This window comes from Georgenia yuyongxinii (genome assembly GCF_006352065.1).
Classification (GTDB): Bacteria; Actinomycetota; Actinomycetes; order Actinomycetales; family Actinomycetaceae; genus Georgenia; species Georgenia yuyongxinii.
The window spans coordinates 850,994-870,839 of sequence record NZ_CP040915.1 but is presented as its reverse complement, the minus strand read 5'-3'; the positions used below and the strand labels follow the sequence as shown (position 1 = coordinate 870,839).

Below are 19,846 nucleotides of genomic sequence, written 5' to 3'. Positions count from 1 at the left end.
CCGTGCGCATCCTGCACCTACTCACCCTTGTCACCCCGGAGAACGCCTACGGCGGTCCCGCGACTGTGGCCCTCAACCAGGCACGGGCCCTGCAGGACCGCGGTCATCGTGTGGTCGTGGCGGCCGCCCAGCGCGGGTTCGGATCTTCGCCGCCGGTGCGCGTCGCCGGGGTGCCTGTCCGGCTGTTCCCCGCCCGAACCGCGGTGCCCGGCGCGGGGTACGCCGGCCTCGGCTCGCCCGGCCTGCACCGCTGGCTGGCGCGGCACGGCCGGCAGGCGGACGTCGTCCACGTGCATCTGGCCCGCGACCTCGTGACCCTGCCGGCCGCCGCCGTGGTCCAGATGCTCCGCGCACCGTACGTCGTCCAGACCCACGGCATGATTGCGCGCTCCGAGCACCCGCTCTCCGGGCCGCTGGACCGGGTCCTCACCCGACGCGTCCTGGCCGGAGCCAGCCGCATCCTGTGCCTGGACGACCGCGAGTCCGACGCCGTCCACGATGTCGCCGTGGGCCGGGTCAGGACGCTCGTCGTCCCCAATGGGATCACCGACGAGCACACGCGACCTGGGACCTCGGGTCCTCCTGACCCACCGGAGGTCCTCTTCCTGGCACGTATGCACGAGCGCAAGCGCCCCCTCCTCTTCGCTCAGGCGGCGGCGCGACTGCTCGAATCGCACCCCGACGCGCGGTTCAGCCTCGTGGGCCCGGACGACGGTCAGGCGGACGCCGTCCGCGCGCTCGCCGCGTTGTCGTCCGCACCGGAACGGCTGGTGTGGGAGGGCCCCGTCCCGCCGGCCCGCGTACCGTCCCGGATGGACCGGTGCGCGGTGTTCGTCCTACCGGCCGTGGACGAGCCCTTCGGGATGAGCGTCCTCGAGGCGATGGCCCGTGGGAAGCCTGTCATCGTGACACGCAGCTGCGGCCTGGCCTCCGCCGTCGCGACCCACCGGGTGGGTCTAGTGGTGCCTGACGACGACCCGTCGGCGCTGGTGGACGCGATCGATCGCCTGCTCGGCGACGCGGCGGCGCGGTCGCAGATGGGACGGCGCGGGCGGCGTCTGGCACGCGAGGAGTTCGGGATGCTCCGTGTAGTCAGGCTCCTCGAGGACGCGTACCGCGACGCCGGCGCCGCTACAGCAGCACCGCGTCCCGAATCGCCGCGCCGATGACGGCCTGCCCGTCGGGGAGGGGATGGATGCCGTCGTCCGTCAGCCCGGGCAACCAGCCGCCGTCGTCGTCCCGGAGCCCTCGGGCGACGTCCACGAACTCCCAGCCCTGCTCGGAAGCGAGGGATTCGAGGAGCTCGTTGAAGTCGGCGGCGACCTCGGGGGCGGGCTCCCGGGGCGGGATGCTCGCGAGGATCACGCGCGGGGCGCCGACCACCTCGGCGGTGTGGCGGAGGTTATCCGCCGTGGTGTCGAACGGCAGGCCTTGGCCGGAGTCGTTGGTCCCTGCCATGATCACGAGCACGTCTGCGCCGGCGACCGGCACCACACCCTCGAGCATCGCCGCGGTGGTCGCGCCGGGCTGAGCCCATCCACCCGCCCACCGCACCTCCACGGCGTCGACCACGTGACTCAGCCAGGTGTTCTCGTTGAAGACGCCACCCTCGAGCGGCCCCCCCGAAGCCGTGATCGAGTCACCCACGGCCGCCAGGCGGACAGGCTCGACGGCGTCCTCGAACAGGACGGCCGACGTGAGGGGCGCGGCTGCCCGGGCCGCGGCCGGTGATGTTTCGTAGGTGCGGGTCAGGGCGGCGACGATAAGGACAGCGGTCACCACGGCGACGCCGCAGAGCGTCACGAGCCCGGACGGCAGGCTCCTGCGCGGCGTGCGGTCGGGTCTGCCGGATGGCCGCCTATCACGAACACTCATCGGCGAGCCTCCGTGCGAACTTGCGGTAGCGCGTGGCGGCCGCCGCCGCGCCAAACCTCGTCCTGCCGAGCTCTGCCGCGGCATCGGCCAACCGGCGTCGCCGCGCTGGCTCGTGGCTCAGGCGTTGCAAGGACTCGAGCATCGCACCGGCCGCGCCGGCCGGAGTCAGCTCCGCGGCGCCGTGCTCCGCCAGCACGCTCGCCGTGATCCCTCCGGCGTCGACGGCGGCCAGGATCGGCCGATGCGCGCTGGCGTAGGACGTGAGCTTGCTCGGCAGTGACATCTCCTTCACGCCGGGTTTCTCGTTGACGAGCAGGACGTCCGCGGCCGCCAACACGTACGGGAAGACGTCCTCGGAGACTGGGTCGACGAACGTGATCCGGTCGACGCCCCGCGCCTGTCGCTCGACGGCCTCACGGCGACTGCCGGCGCCAACCATCACGAAGTAGACGTTGGATGCGGCGGACTGCGCAAGGCGGGCGGCGTCGACCACCGTCTCGAGCCCCTGCTTCACCCCCATGTTTCCCGCATGCACGACGAGGAAGCGGTCAGTCGGCCACCCCAGACGCCGGCGAGCGTCGTCGCGGCTGACCTCCATGGCCTTCACGTGGGTGAAGTTCGCCAGGTCTACGATCCGCCCCGGGTCGAGACCGGCACCGGCCAGCAGGGAGCCGAACCGGGGCGTGATCACACCGACGAGCGAGGCCCGGCGCAGCAGGGCTACCTCGGCCCGGGCGATGAGGCGCGCCGCTGTGCCGCTGGCAAGCCCGGACTCCTGTGCACCTTGTCCGGTGAGGTCCTGGACGAGCACGCCGACGGGGCGGCCCCGGCCGGCGGCGACCGCCGCGGAGAGCGCGGACAGCATCGGGGTGACCGCGATCACGACGTCTGACCGGTCGTGCGCGACCTCCCGCGCCGCCTGCACCGCGAACGTGGCCTCGAGGCGGGAGCGCCCGGCCAGGTCCGGCACCGCCGGGACGGCGTGACGCAGCCTCGTCAGGCGCACCTCACCGTCCCGCTCGCACCACCGCAGACCGCGACGGTAGCGCTCGTCCTGGATCGCCCACTGCGGGTAGTGCGGCACACCGGTGACGACATGGACCTCGCCGCCGGCCGCCGACAGGCACCGCGCCAGGGCCGTCGTGTACGGAGCGTTGCCCGTGGTCTCCGGCGCGTAATGGAGGCCCACGATGCACACGCGCAGGCCGGCCAGCGCGGCGGGTCTGTCGGCCTCGGGGCGGCCGGCAAGCTGGATAGTCAAATCAGTAGGCTCCTTCACCCGTGAGGATGACCTTGACAGTGCGGGCCAGGATGAGCAGGTCCCCGACGAGGCTCCAGTTCTCCGCGTACCGGACGTCCATGACGAGGGCTTCCCGCGCAGGGACGTCCGACCGCCCACTCACCTGCCACAGGCCTGTGCAGCCCGGGCGAACCAGGAGCCGCCGGAGGGCGTACCGGTCGTACTGGGCGACCTCCCGCTCCACCTGCGGCCGGGGACCGACCAGACTCATCTCCCCCTTCAGCACGTTGAGCAGCTGTGGCAGCTCGTCCAGCGAGTGGCGTCGCAGGAAACGTCCGAGCGGAGTTACCCGAGGATCGTTGCGGCACTTGAAGTAGATGCGCACCCCGGCGTCACCGAGGACCTCGTCCAGACACCGGTCCGCGCCGTCGACCATCGACCGGAACTTGAGCATCCGGAACGGCCTGCCGTCCTTGCCAACCCGCTCCTGCGTGTAAAACACGTTCCCCGGGCTGGTGACCTTGACCAGGAGTGCGATCGTCAGCATCACGGGGGCGATCGCGATGACGATGAGAGCGGCGGCCCCCCAGTCGAAGGCGGCCTTGACGACGTGCCTGAGTCCGTTGAACCGGGGTGCGTCGACATGGATCAGCGGTACGCCGTCGTGAAGTGTCAGCAGCGTCCGCCGGCTGGGGGGATCGGCCAGCTCGGAGGCGACTGCGAGGCCGACACCGCTGCGCTCCAGTTCCCAGCCCCACCGCCGGAACTCCTCAGCGGTGACCACGTCCGAGCTCGCGACGACGACGAGTTCGACGCCTGTCTCCTGCGCCACCTCGGCGACCCGCGAGAGGTCGCCGAGTACAGGGACTGTCTGGTCGAGCCCCCCACCGGCCTCGTCTGCGGGCACGCAGGCACCGACCACCTCCGGGCTGCGTCCGTTGGCCCGCCGGAACCGGTTGGCCAAGGAGCGGATCTGCGCCTCCCGCCCGACGACCAACGTCGCTATCCGAACGCGGCCGACGGCGCGCTGCCGGTGCAGCCACTGCCGGGCCGCGAACCTCCCCAGGAGCAGGGCTGAAACGCCCACGCCGGCCATGACGCCGAGAGTGGATTTCGTCAGGCTGAGGTCCAGGACGTAGTCGGCGATGGCCGCAGTCGCGACGGTCGTCCAGCTGGCGTCGAACACCCGCTGGTACTCCGTTGGTCCGCGCCCGAGCAAGGCTCGGTGCCGCGAGCGGGTAAGGGTGAGCGCGATGAGCCAGCCCGCTCCGAGGGTGACGAGTGCGGTAAGTGAAGTGAGCCAGGATGCGGAGTAGGGCAGCACGCCGTGGGACAGGGTCGCCAGACCCGCCAGCAGGGCGCCGAGCACCGCGACGGTGTCGACGAGCGTGAGCGTCCGCGCGTAGTCGGTGGCTGTCAGGCGCGTTGCGGGTGTGACCATGTCGGGGGCGCCGCGGGCGGGCCGCTGCGCCACCGTAGGCAGGCGCTCGCCAACCAGTGTCATGACCACCTCCGACGTTCATGCAGGACAGATGCGCCGGCTCCCCGAGACTTCGCGGTACCGCGAGAGAGGGCGGCGACGTGGATCAGCAGACCAGTCGGGTCCGGAACAGTGAGGCCCTTCCGTCGACCGGGGCCGGATGATTTGGGGACGAGCACGAAGGGTGATTTCGGGGTGACTCAGTCAGATCCGGGGCGAGTGTGTGGGTGAGGCGCACGCCTCGCGGCTGTGCCGGAGGAGATAACGAAGAAATTGCCATCCGGATCCGGCCGACCGGCTCGGCGGGCCGTGCTTCAATCTGCACACCGCCGATGCCCGGACGGCCGCAGAGCGCAGCGCTCGAATACAGGAAGTCTGGACCTGTGGATCTTCATGAGTATCTCGGAGTTGTTCGGAGGCAATGGATCTCCATCGGCATCGTCGTGCTCCTCGCCGTCGCGGCTGCCGCGGTGGCCAGCTTGACGATGAAACCGGTCTACGCGGCCACCACCCAGGTTTTCGTCTCGGTGCGCGGCGGCGCGACCACGTCCGACCTGCTGCAGGGTTCCAGTTTCACCAGGCAGCAAGTGCGCAGTTATGTCGACATCGTGACCACCCCGATCGTTCTCGCACCCGTCGTGGAACTGCTGGGCCTCCAGGACGATGCCGACGCTCTCGGGGAGCGGGTCACGGCCGATTCCCCACCTGACACGGGCCTGATCAACATCCGTGTCTCGGCCGAGGACCCGCAGGACGCCTCGGCCACCGCGAATGCAATCGCGGCGAGCTTCCGTTCTGCCGTGGCCGACGTCGAGACGCCGGAGGGCGGCTCGACGTCACCTGTGAAGATCTCGGTCCTTCGAGAGGCCACGGCCCCTGACGAGCCGTCGTCGCCCAACATCCCGGTGAACCTCGCGCTCGGCCTGATGATCGGTCTTGCGATCGCTGTGGTCTACGTCGTCCTGCGGGAACGGCTGAACACGACGGTGCACGATGTCGAGGACGTTGCGTCCGTCACGAGCGCCAGCGTCATCGGCACGATCCGACACGACAGCTCCGCGCCGCGCCGGCCCCTTGCCGTGCGAGACGACGCATACGGCGCGCGTGCCGAAGCGTATCGGCGACTGCGGACGAACCTCACGTTCCTCGACGTCTCCGACCCTCCCCGGTCGATCGTTCTTACGTCGGCCGTCCCGACCGAAGGCACGACCACCACGATGCTCAACCTCGGCCTGGCCATCGCCGACGCCGGCAGGTCAGTCATCGTCGTGGACGCGAACTTCCGCCGTCCGTCTGTGGCGGAGTACATGGGTCTTGAAGGCAGCGCGGGCCTGGCGAGCGTGCTGATCGGTGCGGCGACGCCGGAGGAGATTGTCCAGCCCTGGGGCGCGAGCCCCCTGGCGGTGATGCCGTCGGGGCAGGTTCCTTCCACCCCCAGCGAGTTGCTCGGGTCCGCGGCGATGGAAGGAGTGCTAGCGCAGCTCGAGGCGCAATACGACGTCGTGCTGGTCGACGCTCCCCCGCTCCTGCCCGTCACCGATGCCGCCGTGCTGTCCCGACTCACCTCGGGTGCGATCGTCGTCGTGGGCTGCGGGCGGGTGCACCGTCACCAGCTGGGCGAGGCGCTGCGATCGCTTGATTCGGTGCGCGCGCGAATCCTGGGGCTCGTGCTCAACCGTGTGCAGCGCAGTAAGTCGGAGAGCTACTCCTCCTACGACTCTCGGGACCTGTCGCGGCTTCGGCGCAACGCTAGGCAGGGCGCCGCGGTCGCGGTCCGGAAGTAGCGACGGGTCAGCGCCCCGCTTCGGCGACCAGCGGGATCTCACCCACGACCGCCCCTGTTCGCCCCGAGGCGCAGAGGGCCGCGACGGTGAACACGGCACGTGACCGGGAGGCGGTGCTCGCCCGCAGGAGCTGTGAAGTCCCGGACGTCCTCGGCAGCGTCTCACCGCTCCGCACCACCTTGAACCCGTCACAACAGCCGCCGCAGTAGATCACCACACTTGGCCCCGACCCTTCGAGCGCCGCGCCGTCCCCGCCCTCTGCATCGCATGGCGCCCACACTCGGGCATTGCATCGGCGCCCCGCACTCGCGTCGCGTTTCCCACCCGCCGCATCCGGATGTCGAGGTGGGCGTGGCGCTGCTGGTAATTTGACGGGCAAAACCATGCCCAGATCCGCCCTGGTACCACCGGCGGCGAGCCCGCGACTGCCGCGGGCAGGAGGGGACGCGCGTGAGCAAGCTCGAGATCGACCATCTCAACAAGTCCTACGGCACCCTGCGGGCCTTGCGGGACATGACCTTCGACGTCCACGCCGGGGAGATCTTCGGGTTCGTCGGGTCCAACGGCGCCGGCAAGACCACCGCCATGCGGATCATGCTGGGCGTGCTCGCCGCCGACTCCGGGCAGGTGCGGTGGAACGGCGCCGAGCTCGACCTGCAGGCCCGCCGGCGGGTGGGCTACATGCCCGAGGAGCGCGGCCTGTACCCGAAGATGAAGGTCGGCGAGCAGCTCGTCTACCTCGCGAAGCTGCACGGCATGTCCCCCGCCGACGCCGCCAGCGCCACCGAGTACTGGACCGACCGGCTCGGCGTGGGCGCACGGCGCGGCGACAACGTCGAGAAGCTCTCCCTCGGCAACCAGCAGCGTGTCCAGCTCGCCGCCGCCCTGGTCCACTCCCCCAACGTCCTGGTGCTCGACGAGCCCTTCTCCGGCCTGGACCCCGTCGCGGTCGACGTCATGTCCGCGGTCCTGCGCGAGCGTGCCGCGGCCGGCGTGCCGGTCATCTTCTCCTCCCACCAGCTCGACCTCGTCGAGCGGCTCTGCGACCGCGTCGGCATCGTCCGCGCCGGGCAGATGGAGGCGCTGGGCACCATCGACGAGCTGCGCACCACCGACCGACCGCGCTGGCTCGTCGACGTCGACGCCGAGCCCGCCACCATCCTGGCCTGGGCGGCCGGCCTGCCCGGCGCCACCGCCCAGCCCGCCCCCGACCGGCCTCAGGCCGTGCTCGTCGAGCTGGACGGCGCGACGCCCGGCACCGAGCAGCAGCTGCTCACCGGCGCCCTCGCCCTCGGCGCGGTCCGGGAGTTCGCCCCGGTCCGGCCGCGTCTGACCGACCTGTTCCGGCACGTCGTCACCGCGGGAGACGCCGAGCCCACCCCGCCCGAGGGCAGCGGCTCCCGGTCCCGTCGCGCCCGTTCGGAGGTGGCCGCATGAGCAGCCTGGGCACCATCTGGCTGATCGCCAGCCGCGAGGTCAAGACCCGCATGATGACCAAGGCGAACATCATCTCGCTGGCCGTCATGCTCGCCGTCATCATCGTCGCCGCGTTCGTCGGCAACTACTTCATGAACCGCGACCAAGGCCCGTCGGCGCTGCAGGTCGGCGTCTCCGAGTCCACGGTCGTCCTCACCGACCCGCTCGAGGCCGGGGCTGCGCAGCAGGACTCCGACGTCGACGTCCTCCCCATGACCCGCGACGACGCCGAGGCCGCCCTGACCGGTGAGGCCGACGCCAAGCTCGACGCCTTCCTCGACGGCGACCCGGCCGCCCCCACCATGCTCGTGGCGGACGGCGCGGACCCCGAGCTGCTGGCGCTGGTCACCACGGCCACCCAGTCCTTCGCGTTCGCCGATCAGATCAGCGAGCTCGGCGGCAACCCGGACACGTTCAACCAGACGATGGCGAGCGCCACGCCCACCGTCGAGTCGCTCGAGGGCGAGGACGGCGAGGGCGGCGCGGACGGGTTCGACGGCCCGACCTACGGCGTCGCGATGGCGATGATCTCCGTGCTGCTCTTCGCGCTCATCGGGTCCGGCTCGCTCATCGCGATGGGCGTGGTGGAAGAGAAGACCTCCCGGGTGGTGGAGATCCTCCTCGCGACGATCAGGCCCACCCAGCTGCTGGCCGGCAAGATCCTCGGGATCGGCATCTACGGGCTCTTCCAGGTGGTCGTGCTCGGCGGTGCCCTGGCGATCGCGGCGAGCGCCATCGGCCTGATGGACGGGCTGGAGATCAACCTCGGCGCCTCCCTGGGGCTGATGGTCCTGTGGTTCCTGCTGGGCTACGCGCTCTTCGCGCTGCTCTTCGGCGGGTTCGCGGCGCTCGTCTCCCGCCAGGAGGACATCGGCACGGTGACGACGCCGCTGATGTTCCTGCTGTTCATCCCGTACTACATGACCATGTTCATGGTGCCGAACAACCCCGACGGCACCGCCGTCAAGATCCTGTCCCAGGTGCCGTTCTTCGCGCCGTTCATGATGCCGGTCCGGGAAGCCTTCGGCGGCCTCGCCGGATGGGAGATGCCGCTGTCCATCGTCATCGCGCTCGTGGCGATCCCGCTGCTCATCTGGATCGCGGCCCGCGTCTACCAGCGCGGCGTCCTCCACACGGGCGGCCGGATGAAGCTCTCCGAGGCCCTCAAGGGCTGACCGGCCCTGACGCTCGCAATGCCACCGCGCGACGGCCGACGGCGTCACCTCCCTGCGAGGTGGCGCCGTCGTTCGTCGTCGGTCAGCGCCGGTGCTGGTGCCGGGGCCGGGGCCCATGCCGGCCTGGCACCCGACGATTTATCTCGATGTCGAGTAATCTCGGAGGATGAGTGCAGCGCAGCCGACCGAGCAGCCGGGGACCCTTCGTCCCGCGGCGACGCCGTCGGCCGGCGCGCCCGGCGGTCAGGACGAGGTGGACCGGATCGTCACCGCCTGGCAGCGCGAGCGGCCGGACCTGCAGCCAATGCCGTTGCACGTGTTCTCCCGGGTCTCACGCCTCGCCCGCCACCTCGACCTCGCGCGGCGTCGGGCGTTCACCGAGCACGGCGTCGAGGCGTGGGAGTTCGACGTGCTCTCCGCCCTGCGCCGGGCCGGCGACCCGTACGAGCTCACCCCCGGCCGGCTGATCGCCGAGACCCTGGTCTCCTCCGGCACGATGACCAACCGGATCGACCGGATGGTGGCCCACGGCCTCGTCGTGCGGGCCGGTGACGCCACCGACCGTCGCGTCGTCAAGGTGCGGCTGACACCCGACGGCAAGTCGCGCGTGGACGCCGCCATGTCCACCCTGCTCGACTCCGAGCGCGAGCTCCTGGCGGCGCTCACCCCCGCCGAACGTAGCCAGCTGCGTGACCTGCTGCGCAGGCTGCTGCTCCCCTTCGACCGGCCCTGACACCGGGCCCCCGCCCCTCCCGGTGAGATGTCAACTTCTCCGTGAGATGTCACCGGCGGGCTGACGGCGCGTGACATGTCGCGGAGAAGATGACATCTCGCGGGAAAGTGTTCGGCCGGCTTGGGCCGCCCTGCCCCTCAGGCTTCGGCCACCTCGGCGGCGGTGAGCCACTCCTCCTCCAGACCGGCGTGCTCGTCCTCGGCCGCCTTCGCCCGTGCCGCCAGGTCGGTGAGCTCACCCACGCGCGCCGGGTCCCCGGAGGCCGCCGCCAGCTCGGCGTGCAGCTTCTCGATCCGTTCGGAGGCCTTGGCGAGCTGACGTTCCAGGCGGGCCATCTCCTTGCGTGCCACGCGCTGCTCGGCGGCGCTGGGCCCGGTGGACGGCGCGGTGGCAACGCCGTCGCCGCCGGGCACCGCTCCCCGGCCCTGGGACACGGGCACCCCGCTGCCGGAGCCTCCGCCCGCTGACGTCCCGCCGCCCGACGCCCCGCCGGCCCGCTCCCCTGCCGTCTCGAGCTGGTGCCGCAGCCGCAGGTACTGCTCGATACCGCCCGGGAGGCCGCGGAGCTGCCCGTCGCCGAGCAGGGCGACCTGGTGGTCGGTGACCCGCTCGAGCAGGTACCGGTCGTGCGAGACCACCACCAGGGTGCCGGGCCAGCCGTCGAGGAGGTCCTCGACGGCGGCCAGGGTGTCGGTGTCGAGGTCGTTGGTGGGCTCGTCCAGGAGCAGCACGTTCGGCTCGGCCACGAGCAGTCGCAGCAGCTGCAGGCGTCGCCGCTCGCCGCCGGAGAGGTCGGCCACCGGCGTCCACGCGCGTTCGCGGGTGAACCCGAGCCGCTCCACCAGCTGGCCGGCGGTGAGCTCCTTGCCGCCGACCTCGACCCGGCCCTTGACCTCCTCGACCGCCTCGATCACCCGCAGGTGCGCGACGGCGTCGAGCTCGCGGGTCTCCTGGGAGAGCTGGGCGACCTGCACGGTCTTGCCGCGCTTGACCCGGCCGGCGGTGGGCTGCTGGGTGCCCGCCAGCAGGCGCAGCAGGGTGGATTTCCCGGCGCCGTTGACGCCCACGATCCCCACCCGCTCGCCGGGGGCCAGGCGCCAGGTGACACCGTCCAGGACGGTGCGCATCCCGTCCGCGGTGCCTCCCTCGTCACGCGCGACGGCGGCCGTCTCACCCGGCCGCAGCGGGTAGGCGACGGACACGTCCTCCAGGTCGACGACGTCCTTGCCCAGCCGGGCGGTGGCGAGGCGGGTCAGCTCAAGCGGGTCGCGCGGCGGCGGCTCGTCGGCGATCAGGGCGGCAGCGGCGTCGAGCCGGAACTTCGGCTTCGAGGTGCGGGCCGGGGCGCCGCGGCGCAGCCACGCCAGCTCCTTGCGCAGGAGGTTGTTGCGCTTCTCCTCGGTGACGGCGGCGGTGCGGGTGCGTTCGGCGCGGGACAGGACGTAGGCCGCGTAGCCGCCGTCGTACGTCTCCACGTGCCCGCCCACGGGCGCCCGGCCGGCGACGCCGTCGTGCCCGGGGACGACCTCCCAGACCTTGGTGCAGACGGCGTCGAGGAACCAACGGTCGTGGGTGACGACGACCAGCGCGCCCTCGCCGCGGGCGTACCGCTCCTGCAGATGGTGGGCGAGCCAGTCCACCCCCTCGACGTCGAGGTGGTTGGTGGGCTCGTCGAGGATGAGCACCTCGGCGGGCTGGGTAAGCACCCGGGCGAGCGCCACGCGCCGGCGCTGCCCACCGGAGAGGGTGGCGACGTCGGCGTCCAGGCCGACGTCGGCCAGCAGGCCGGCGTGGATGTCGCGGACCGCCGGTTGGGAGGCCCAGACGTGCTCGTCGACGCCGGGGTGGACGATGTCGCGCACGACGGTCCCGCCGGGCAGGTCGTCGGACTGGTCGAGGGCGACGACGTGGGTGCCGCCGGCGCGGGTGACGCGCCCGGTGTCCGGCTCGACGCTGCCGGCCAGGATGCCGAGCAGGGTGGACTTGCCGGCGCCGTTGCGGCCGAGCACGCCCACGCGCACACCGTCGTCGAGGCCGAGGGTGATGCCGTCGAGGATGGGGCGTGAGCCGAGGACGACGCCGGCGCCCTCGATGCCGAGGAGGTGGGCCATCAGCTCGGCTCGCGGTCGGGGCGTGTGGCGGGGCGGGTAAGAAGCACGGGGTCCAGTCTCTCAGGCCGGGCGCTACGGTGCGGACTCGGGCTGAGGGCCCCGACCGGCGTTCCTCGCGCCCGGGCGCCGCCGTCCGGTCGAGCAGTGCCCCGGACGGTGCCGCCTACCGCCTGCCGTGCACGTGCTCGAGCACCCGCGCACCAGGCACCGGCCCGGTGACGGTGAGGACCTCGGCGGCGACCTCGGCGGCCCGCATGACGTCGGCCACGCTGGCGGCGTGCGGGGCGTCGAGCGCGAGGGCGGCGACGGTGGGCCCGGAGCCGGAGACGACGGCGGCCAGCGCGCCGGCCCGGTCGGCCGCGGCGAGGACGTCGCCGAGCTCGGGACGCAGGTCGAGGGCGGCGTCCTGCAGGTCGTTGGTGAGGTGCTTGGCCAGCACCAGCGGGTCGGCGGAGAGCAGGGCCGCGAGCAGGCCGGGGTCGACGCGCGGGCCGGCGCCGTCGGGAGCGGCCTGGTCGGACCCGGACCCGGACCCGGGCGCGGCGGCGCTCGGCACGGTGTACCCCTCGAGCTCGTCGAAGGTCGTGAACACGTGCGGGGTGGACAGGCCCTCCCCCTGCACGGCGAGCACCCAGTGGTAGGTGCCGCGGCTCATGACCGGGGTGACCAGGTCCCCGCGCCCGACGCCCATGGCGGACATGCCGGTCAGCGCGAAGGGCACGTCGGCGCCGAGCTCGGCGGCGAGCTCGGCGAGCTCCTCGCGGCTGAGCCCGGTGCCCCAGAGCTGGTCGCACGCCAGCAGGGTGGCCGCGGCGTCGGCCGAGCCGCCGGCCATGCCGCCGGCCACGGGCACCTGCTTGGTGATGGTCAGGTGGACGCCGCGGTCCACGCCGCCGGTCTCGCGCAGCAGCGCCGCGGCGCGCACGGCGAGGTTGCCGGCGTCGGTGGGCAGGTCGGTGCCGCGGCCGCGCAGCTCCAGGGTGATCTCGTCCGCGGGGCGCGCGAGGACGTCCTCGTAGAGGGAGACCGCCTGGAAGAGGGTGGCCAGCGGGTGGTACCCGTCGGGCCGGGGCGGGCCGACGTGCAGCGCGAGGTTGATCTTCCCCGGCGCGCGGACCTGGACCTGGGTAGCCGTCACCTGGCCAGGGTGCCAGAGGGGGTGGTCCCCGCGCCCGCCGGGCGCTGCTCGGCGATCCGGGCGAAGTCGGCGACGGTGAGCCGCTCGCCGCGCAGGGTGGGGTCCACCCCGGCCGCGCGCAGGGCCACCTCGGCGGCCGCGGGTGAGCCGGCCCAGGGTCCGAGGGCGGCACGCAGCGTCTTGCGCCGCTGGGCGAACGCGGCGTCGACGACGGCGAAGACCTCCCGGCGGGTGGCCGTGGTCGCGGGGGGCTCGCGGCGGCGCAGGCGGACCAGCGCGGAGTCGACGTTGGGCACCGGCCAGAACACGGACCGGGAGATGGTGCCGGCGCGTGTGGCCTCTGCGTACCAGGCGGCCTTGACCGAGGGCACGCCGTAGGTGCGGGATCCAGGCGGTGCGGCGATCCGGTCGGCCACCTCCGCCTGGACCATGACCAGCACCTCGGCCAAGCTCGGTAGGTTCTGCAGCAGGGTCAGCAGCACCGGGACGGCCACGTTGTACGGCAGGTTCGCGACGAGCCGGGTCGGGACGACGGCGTCCCCCGCCAGTGCGGCCGGCGCCGGCAGGTCCGCCGGTCCGGTGACCGTCATCGCGTCGGCGGGCAGCACGGCCAGCCGGGCGGCGGCGTCGGGCATGCGGGCGGTGACGGTGGCCGGCAGGGCGCGGGCCAGTGGCGGGTCGATCTCGACGGCGACGACGTGGGCGCCGGTCTCCAGCAGGGCGAGGGTGAGCGACCCGAGGCCGGGACCCACCTCGAGGACGACGTCGCCGGCTTCCACGCCGGCCGTGCGGACGATGCGGCGCACCGTGCCGGCGTCGTGGACGAAGTTCTGCCCGAGGGTCTTGGTGGGTCGTACGCCGAGGGCGTCGGCGAGGCGCCGCACGTCCGCCGCGCCGAGCAGGCCCGCGGGCGGGGCGGCATCAGTCGTCACGGCGCCGAGCCTAACGGGCGGCGCGGGACGCCAGCGGCCGCGGTCGACGCCGGACCCCAGGTCGATGAGGGGATATCCGGGTGCGGCTCCCAGTCGATCGGCGGGATGTCCGGTGCGGCCACTGCTGGCGCGGCGGTGTGCCCCGTGTGCGGGCACGACGTTCGCTCAGCGGAGATGCTCCGGTCGGGCGCGAAATACCGCCGCGTGCGGGACCGTGAGGTCCCGCGCGCGGCGGTTGTGGGCGTCGGTACAGGTGCGCCCGGTCGGATGCCCAGAGGTGCTCTCAGGGAGCACGCGTCAGCTGATCACATCTCGCACAAGAGATGACATCTCACGGAGAAGATGACATCTCGCGAGCATCTCACTATCACTTCTCAGAGGAGGCCGAGCTTGCGGGCGCAGGCGGGCCACTGGCCCCACCCGGACCGGGCCTGCAGGGCCTGGGCGCGCTGGGTCTGCTCGGCCGGGGAGGCCTGGCTGGGCAGACCGGTGCCACCCACGGCCTGCCACGTGCCCACCGAGAACTGGTAGAGGCCGTGGTAGAGCCCGTTGGCGCTGACGATGGTCGGGTTGCCGCCGGACTCGCACTGGGCCAGCCGGGCCCACACGTCGCCGGTGGCAGGGGCGGGAGCCGGTGCCGGTGCGGCCGTGGCGGCGCCGCCGCCGCCGGAGGCGGCCGCTGCGGGTGCCTTGGCGGCGGGAGCGGGCGCCGGGGCCGGACGCGCCTTGGTGCCCACGGCGACGATCTTGTTGACCGGCTCGGTGGTGACCTCCTCGCGGGTCTGCTCGGAGTGCGCCTCCTTGCCGTCGACCGTCACGGTGACGAAGGTGCGGGTGAGCTCGCCGGGCACGCCCTCCTGGACCACCTCGGTCTCGCCCTCGAGCATCGTCGGGTCCTCGCGCTCGACCGTCTCGAACTCGACCGGCTCGGTCTCGGTGCGCTCGCCCCGGTCCATGCGGGTCACGACGACCACGGGGACCGCGTTCTCGCCGGTGCGGACCTCGACGCGGTCGGTGCGGTCCACCTCCACCCCGGCCGCCTCGAGGGCGTCGGGCACGAACGCGGTGCCGGCGAGCTGCACGCGGGTGGTGGCGCCGTCGGCGACGACGTCGGCCTCGCCGTCGACCACCAGCGGCATGTCCAGGGCCTGACGGCCGCCGGCGAGGGACCGGGACGCGGCCACGGAGACCTCGCGGCCGGACTCGAAGAGGCTGGCGACGACCTCGCCGGAGGTCAGGGCCGTGGTCCAGACCTCCTGCTCCTCGCCGTCGATCTGGACCGTCACCTCCCGGGCGGTGCGCACGACGACGTCGGCGCCGTCGGCCAGGGCGGTGTCCGGGGCGGGGGCGAGGAGGTCACGCTCACCGAGGGTGATGCCCTTCTCGGCGAGGAGGCCCTCGACCGAACCGGCGAACGTGCTCAGCGTGTGGTGCTCGCCGTTGATCTCGAGGTCCACGCTCTTGTGGGCGTGGGCGGTGACGGCGCCGCCGGCTACGAGCACGGGCACGATGCCCAGGGCGAGCCAGGGAAGGAGGCGGCGCTTCGCGCGGACGGAGGTCTCGACGCCTTCGGCGGAGACGGTGGTGATCTGGTCGGTGCGGTGGTTCGCGCTCACGTGTGTCCTTCGACGCGCGGTCCGGCACAGAGGCGCCGTCAGGGTCGAGGCGCTGCCTCGCCGTGCGCCGGGTGGGGCGCTGACGGCCGGTCTGATCCGGCTGTTCGGAGGGTGGGCGCTCGCGCGCCCGTGGTCCAGGACGGACCGGTTGGAACCGTAATCTAATCGTGACCTTGGCGTCTACGTGTGTCGAATCACAGCGAGACCTAGCGGGGATGCGGCGGTCGGGTCGTTCGGCGCGGCCCCCTGCGTCGCGTCGAACGACCCGGCCGCCGAGATCGAGGCCCCGGAGCGGGTCTGGTCGAGCGGTCGGCTCAGTACCAGCCGACGCTCTGGGAGTGGCCCCAGGCACCGCACGGGGTGCCGTAGCGCCCCGCGATGTAGCCCAGGCCCCAGGTGATCTGGGTGGCAGGGTTGGTGGCCCAGTCCGCGCCGGCGGAGGCCATCTTCGAACCGGGCAGCGCCTGCGGGATGCCGTAGGCGCTGGAGGACGGGTTGTCGGCGTGGACGCGCCAGTTGGACTCACGGGTCCACAGGGCGTCCAGGCACCGGAACTGCTCGGCGCCCCAGCCGCGGGCAGCGGCCAGGTCGCGGCCGATCGCGCGCGGGTCGCCGCTGCTCACGGCGGCGGTGGTCGCGGGCACCTCGGCGACGGCCTTCTTGGTGCCCACCTTGACGACCTCGTCGACCTTCACGGCGGCGACGACGGAGGCGACCAGCTCGCGGGAGACCTCCTCGCCGTCGGCGCTCTTGACGGCGTAGGTGTGGCTGGCGACGCCGTCCACGCCGGCGGTGACGACCTTGCGCTCACCCTCGGGCAGCGAGGCGTCCTTCTCCTCGACGGTGGAGTGCGCCTCGACGCTCTCCTCGGTGACGTGCTCGGTGGTGACGCGGGCGATCTCGACGCGCTCGCCGTCCGGCACGGCGCCGGAGAGCGGGGCGGAGACGTTGTCGTCGGCGCCGACGACGACGCCGGCTTCGGCGAGGGCCTCACCGAGGGTGGCGGCGGAGGTGATGACCTCGTGGGTCTGGTCGTCCACCGCGAGCGTGAAGGTGCGGGCGCCGTCGGCCTCGAGCGCCATGCGCCCAGCGGTCTCGGAGCGGGAGGCGGCCTCGCCCGAGCGCAGCGCGAGGGTGCCGGCCTCGGCGGCGGTGAGGTCGCCGGCGGCAAGGCCGGGGTCGGCCGCGACCTGGCTGACCGTGAACGCGCCGGTGCCGAGCACGACCGCACCCAGCACGCCGGCGCGCAGCGTGTGCACGGCCGGCAGGGGCAGGGTGATGCCGGTGCCGCCCGATCGGGCGGTCATCTCGGCCTCGGCGCGGGCGGCGCGCCGGGAGCCGGGCGCGGGCGGGCCCAGGGGCGTCGCATCAAGCTCGGGAGCGTTGTGACGCCCTGCGGTGTGTCGTGCCACGAAGAGGTGTCCTGCCTGGAGGGGGAGACGGTCCGGATGCGACCGTAACCGATTCGTGATCTTCCGCAAAACCCTGTCGACATGTGTTGTGGATCACGCGTCCGGTCCGGGCGGCTACCAGGTGCCGTAGACGGCGTCGGTGTTCGCGGTCAGCACCGCGCACGCTCGCTCGAGGTCCAGGCCGAGCTGCTCGGCGATCGCCGCCACGGTCAGCGGCATGACGTAGGAGGCGTTGGGCTGCCCCCGGTAGGGGGCGGGGGTCAGGTACGGCGCGTCGGTCTCGACCAGCACGAGCTCGGGCGGCAGCTCGCGCAGCGCGGCGCGCAGGTCCTCGTTGGCCTTGAACGTGACCGGCCCCGCGAAGGATGCGTACCAGCCGTGCTCGGCGCAGGTGCGGGCGAGCTCGACGTCGCCGGAGAAGCAGTGGAACACCGTGCGCTCGGGGGCGCCGTCGGCCAGCAGCGTCTCGACCACCGCGGCGTGGGCGTCGCGGTCGTGCACCTGCAGCGGCTTGCTGAGGTCCTTGGCCAGGGCGATGTGGTCGCGGAAGGCACGCACCTGGTGCGCCCGGCCCTGCTCGCCGGTGCGGAAGAAGTCCAGCCCGGACTCCCCCACCGCCACCACCCGCGGGTCCCGCGCCAGCTCCGCGACGTGCGCGACGGCGTCGTCCAGGCTGATCCGGTGGTGCGCCCGCACGGCCGGGTCCAGCCCGTCCGGGGCGATCTCCCGCACGCCGGCGTGCAGCGGCGCCTCGTTGGGGTGGATCGCCAGCGCGGCGGCGACCGCCCGGTGGGCGTGGGCCAGGGCCACCGACCCGGCCAGCGAGGGCACGTCGCAGCCGACGGTGATCAGCCGCGTGACCCCGACCGCGGCGGCGCGCGCGAGCTGCTCGGCGGTGGTCAGCGGCGCCTCGCCGGGCGGCAGGGCGACGTCGTCGTCGTCCAGCGGGGCGCCGTCGGGCCCGAGCAGCGGCAGGTGGGCGTGGTTGTCGACCACCGGGGCGGGCAGCGGGGCGGGCGCCTCGGGCCAGCCCCGGCGCCCGGACTTCTTCTTCCCCATCAGTCGGTGCTGCGCAGCCGGGCGAGCTCGTTCTCGACGACGTCGTCGTCGAGCTTGGTGAAGATCGGCGTGGGCTTGGCCACGGGCGCGCCGGGCGTGACGGGACGAGGCCCCCAGGCCGGGAAGGCGCGGTCGCCGCCACGTCCGTAGTCGCCGGTGAGGATCGGGTACGGGTCGCCGCCGTCGAGGTCCTCGACCTCCTCGATGCGGGGCATGGGGGCGACGTCGCCGGTGCCGCCCAGGACGGCGTCGACGGCATTGGCCGCGTGCGGCAGGAAGGGGCTGAGCATGACGTTGAGGTCGCTGACGGCCTGGGCGAGGGTGTGCAGCACGGTGGCGAGCCGTTCGCGCTGCTCGGGGGCCTTGAGCTTGAAGGGCTCGGTGCGGGTGACGTAGGTGTTGGCCTCGCCCACCAGCCGCATCGCCTCGGCCAGCGCGGCGCGCTGGTGGTGGCCGCCGATGAGGTCGCCCACGGTGGTGAAGCCGGCGGCGACGGCGCCCTGCAGCTCGGCGTCGACGGGTTCGAGCGGCCCGGGGGTGGGGATCTCCCCGAAGTTCTTGGCGATCATCGCCGCGGTGCGGTTGACGAGGTTGCCCCAGCCGGCGACGAGCTCGCCGTTGGTGCGGCGCACGAACTCCGCCCAGGTGAAGTCGGAGTCCTGGGTCTCGGGGCCGGCGGCGGAGATGAAATAGCGCAGCGCGTCGGGCTGGTAGCGCGCCAGCACGTCCCGCACGTAGATGACCACCCCGCGCGAGGAGGAGAACTGCTTGCCCTCCATGGTGAGGAACTCGCTCGAGACCACCTCGGTGGGCAGGTTGAGCGTGCCGTAGCCGCCCGGCGCGCCGCCCCGCTCCCCCTCGCCGTTGTAGCCGAGCAGCTCCGCCGGCCAGATCTGGGAGTGGAAGACGATGTTGTCCTTGCCCATGAAGTAGTAGGACAGCGCCTCGGGGTCGTTCCACCACTGACGCCAGGCGTCGGGGTCGCCGGTGCGCCGCGCCCACTCGATGGAGGCGGAGAGGTAGCCGACGACGGCGTCGAACCACACGTACAGCCGCTTGGTGGGCTGGTCCTCCCAGCCCGGCACCGGGATGCCCCAGTCGATGTCCCGGGTCATGGCACGGGGCTTGATGTCGTCAAGCAGGTGCTGGCTGAACTTGATGACGTTGGGGCGCCAGCTGCCCGACGCGGCCCGCCCGTCCAGCCACGTGCCCAGGGAGTCCGCGAGCGCCGGCAGGTCGAGGAAGTAGTGGGTGGTCTCGACGAACCGTGGCACCTCGCCGTTGATCTTGCTGCGCGGGTCGATGAGGTCGACCGGGTCGAGCTGGTTGCCGCAGTTGTCGCACTGGTCCCCGCGGGCGTCGTGGTAGCCGCAGATCGGGCACGTGCCCTCGATGTAGCGGTCCGGCAGGGTGCGGCCGGTGGACGGGCTGATGGCGGAGAGCATCGTCTGCTCGACCATGTACCCGTTGTCGCGCACCGTGCGGAACATCTGCTGCACGACGGCGTAGTGGTTGCGGGTGGTGGTGCGGGTGAACAGGTCGTAGCTCAGGCCCAGGGCCGCGAGGTCCTCGACGATGAGCCGGTTGTTCTGGTCCGCGAACTCCTTGGCGCTGTAGCCAAGCGCGTCCGCCGCCACGAGGATCGGCGTGCCGTGCTCGTCGGTGCCCGAGACCATGAGCACGTCGTGGCCGGCCATGCGCATGTAGCGGCTGAAGACGTCGGAGGGCACACCGAAGCCGGCCACGTGGCCGATGTGGCGCGGGCCGTTGGCATACGGCCAGGCCACGGCGGAAAGGATGCGGGTCATGGGGCCA

At 72.7% G+C, this 19,846-nt stretch carries 15 protein-coding genes; 5 read left to right on the top strand and 10 right to left on the bottom strand.

Features of this window, described 5'->3' with window-relative positions; all coding sequences use genetic code 11:
- Positions 1 to 2 precede the first annotated feature (2 nt).
- Positions 3 to 1,169 (top strand): glycosyltransferase, encoded by a 1,167-nt coding sequence (locus FE374_RS03985; protein WP_139927345.1) that lies wholly within the window; start codon positions 3 to 5, stop codon positions 1,167 to 1,169.
- On the opposite strand, the gene FE374_RS03980 is transcribed toward FE374_RS03985, so the two are convergent.
- The 3 genes from FE374_RS03980 to FE374_RS03970 form a co-directional block, all read right to left on the bottom strand.
- Positions 1,132 to 1,779 (bottom strand): SGNH/GDSL hydrolase family protein, encoded by a 648-nt coding sequence (locus tag FE374_RS03980; RefSeq protein WP_168205584.1) that lies wholly within the window; start codon positions 1,777 to 1,779, stop codon positions 1,132 to 1,134. The two genes, FE374_RS03985 and FE374_RS03980, sit on opposite strands and share 38 nt — an antisense overlap.
- Positions 1,780 to 1,861: 82 nt before the next feature.
- Positions 1,862 to 3,136, bottom strand: coding sequence for a glycosyltransferase family 4 protein (locus FE374_RS03975; RefSeq protein WP_139927343.1), 1,275 nt, complete (start codon positions 3,134 to 3,136; stop codon positions 1,862 to 1,864).
- 1 nt (position 3,137) lies between these two features.
- On the bottom strand, positions 3,138 to 4,619 hold the full coding sequence (locus FE374_RS03970) for a sugar transferase (RefSeq protein ID WP_139927342.1): 1,482 nt from the start codon (positions 4,617 to 4,619) through the stop codon (positions 3,138 to 3,140).
- Positions 4,620 to 4,978: 359 nt separating this feature from the next.
- Here FE374_RS03970 and FE374_RS03965 point away from each other — a divergent pair, with 359 nt between their 5' ends.
- The 4 genes from FE374_RS03965 (at position 4,979) to FE374_RS03950 (ending at position 9,763) form a co-directional block, all read left to right on the top strand.
- Positions 4,979 to 6,379, top strand: coding sequence for a polysaccharide biosynthesis tyrosine autokinase (locus FE374_RS03965; RefSeq protein ID WP_168205583.1), 1,401 nt, complete (start codon positions 4,979 to 4,981; stop codon positions 6,377 to 6,379).
- Positions 6,380 to 6,829: 450 nt separating this feature from the next.
- On the top strand, positions 6,830 to 7,816 hold the full coding sequence (locus tag FE374_RS03960) for an ABC transporter ATP-binding protein (RefSeq protein WP_230978443.1): 987 nt from the start codon (positions 6,830 to 6,832) through the stop codon (positions 7,814 to 7,816).
- Positions 7,813 to 9,030, top strand: a complete 1,218-nt coding sequence (locus tag FE374_RS03955) for an ABC transporter permease (RefSeq protein ID WP_139927340.1) — start codon at positions 7,813 to 7,815, stop codon at positions 9,028 to 9,030. The genes FE374_RS03960 and FE374_RS03955 overlap by 4 nt, the downstream gene beginning before the upstream one ends.
- Positions 9,031 to 9,196: 166 nt before the next feature.
- Complete coding sequence (locus FE374_RS03950) at positions 9,197 to 9,763, top strand: MarR family winged helix-turn-helix transcriptional regulator (RefSeq protein ID WP_139927339.1); 567 nt, start codon at positions 9,197 to 9,199, stop codon at positions 9,761 to 9,763.
- Between the two features lie 137 nt (positions 9,764 to 9,900).
- Here the strand turns inward: FE374_RS03950 and FE374_RS03945 are convergent, their stop codons facing one another.
- The 7 genes from FE374_RS03945 to metG all read right to left on the bottom strand — a co-directional run bounded on the left by FE374_RS03945 (position 9,901) and on the right by metG (position 19,839).
- Positions 9,901 to 11,874, bottom strand: a complete 1,974-nt coding sequence (locus FE374_RS03945) for an ABC-F family ATP-binding cassette domain-containing protein (RefSeq protein WP_139927338.1) — start codon at positions 11,872 to 11,874, stop codon at positions 9,901 to 9,903.
- Between the two features lie 163 nt (positions 11,875 to 12,037).
- Positions 12,038 to 13,012: a 4-(cytidine 5'-diphospho)-2-C-methyl-D-erythritol kinase gene (locus FE374_RS03940; RefSeq protein WP_139927337.1), complete on the bottom strand. Its 975-nt coding sequence runs from the start codon at positions 13,010 to 13,012 to the stop codon at positions 12,038 to 12,040.
- On the bottom strand, positions 13,009 to 13,944 hold the full coding sequence (gene rsmA, locus FE374_RS03935) for a 16S rRNA (adenine(1518)-N(6)/adenine(1519)-N(6))-dimethyltransferase RsmA (RefSeq protein ID WP_223173640.1): 936 nt from the start codon (positions 13,942 to 13,944) through the stop codon (positions 13,009 to 13,011). Before rsmA ends, FE374_RS03940 begins: the two co-directional genes overlap by 4 nt.
- 374 nt (positions 13,945 to 14,318) lie before the next feature.
- Positions 14,319 to 15,560: a resuscitation-promoting factor gene (locus tag FE374_RS03930; protein WP_139927335.1), complete on the bottom strand. Its 1,242-nt coding sequence runs from the start codon at positions 15,558 to 15,560 to the stop codon at positions 14,319 to 14,321.
- Between the two features lie 314 nt (positions 15,561 to 15,874).
- Positions 15,875 to 16,972 carry an aggregation-promoting factor C-terminal-like domain-containing protein gene (locus FE374_RS03925; protein WP_139927334.1) on the bottom strand — a complete coding sequence of 366 codons (1,098 nt, stop codon included), beginning with the start codon at positions 16,970 to 16,972 and terminating at the stop codon, positions 15,875 to 15,877.
- Positions 16,973 to 17,086: 114 nt separating this feature from the next.
- Positions 17,087 to 18,031 (bottom strand): TatD family hydrolase, encoded by a 945-nt coding sequence (locus FE374_RS03920; protein WP_139927333.1) that lies wholly within the window; start codon positions 18,029 to 18,031, stop codon positions 17,087 to 17,089.
- Entirely contained in the window at positions 18,031 to 19,839 is a 1,809-nt protein-coding gene (metG, locus tag FE374_RS03915) for a methionine--tRNA ligase (protein WP_139927332.1), read from the bottom strand. The genes FE374_RS03920 and metG overlap by 1 nt, the downstream gene beginning before the upstream one ends.
- Positions 19,840 to 19,846 lie beyond the last annotated feature (7 nt).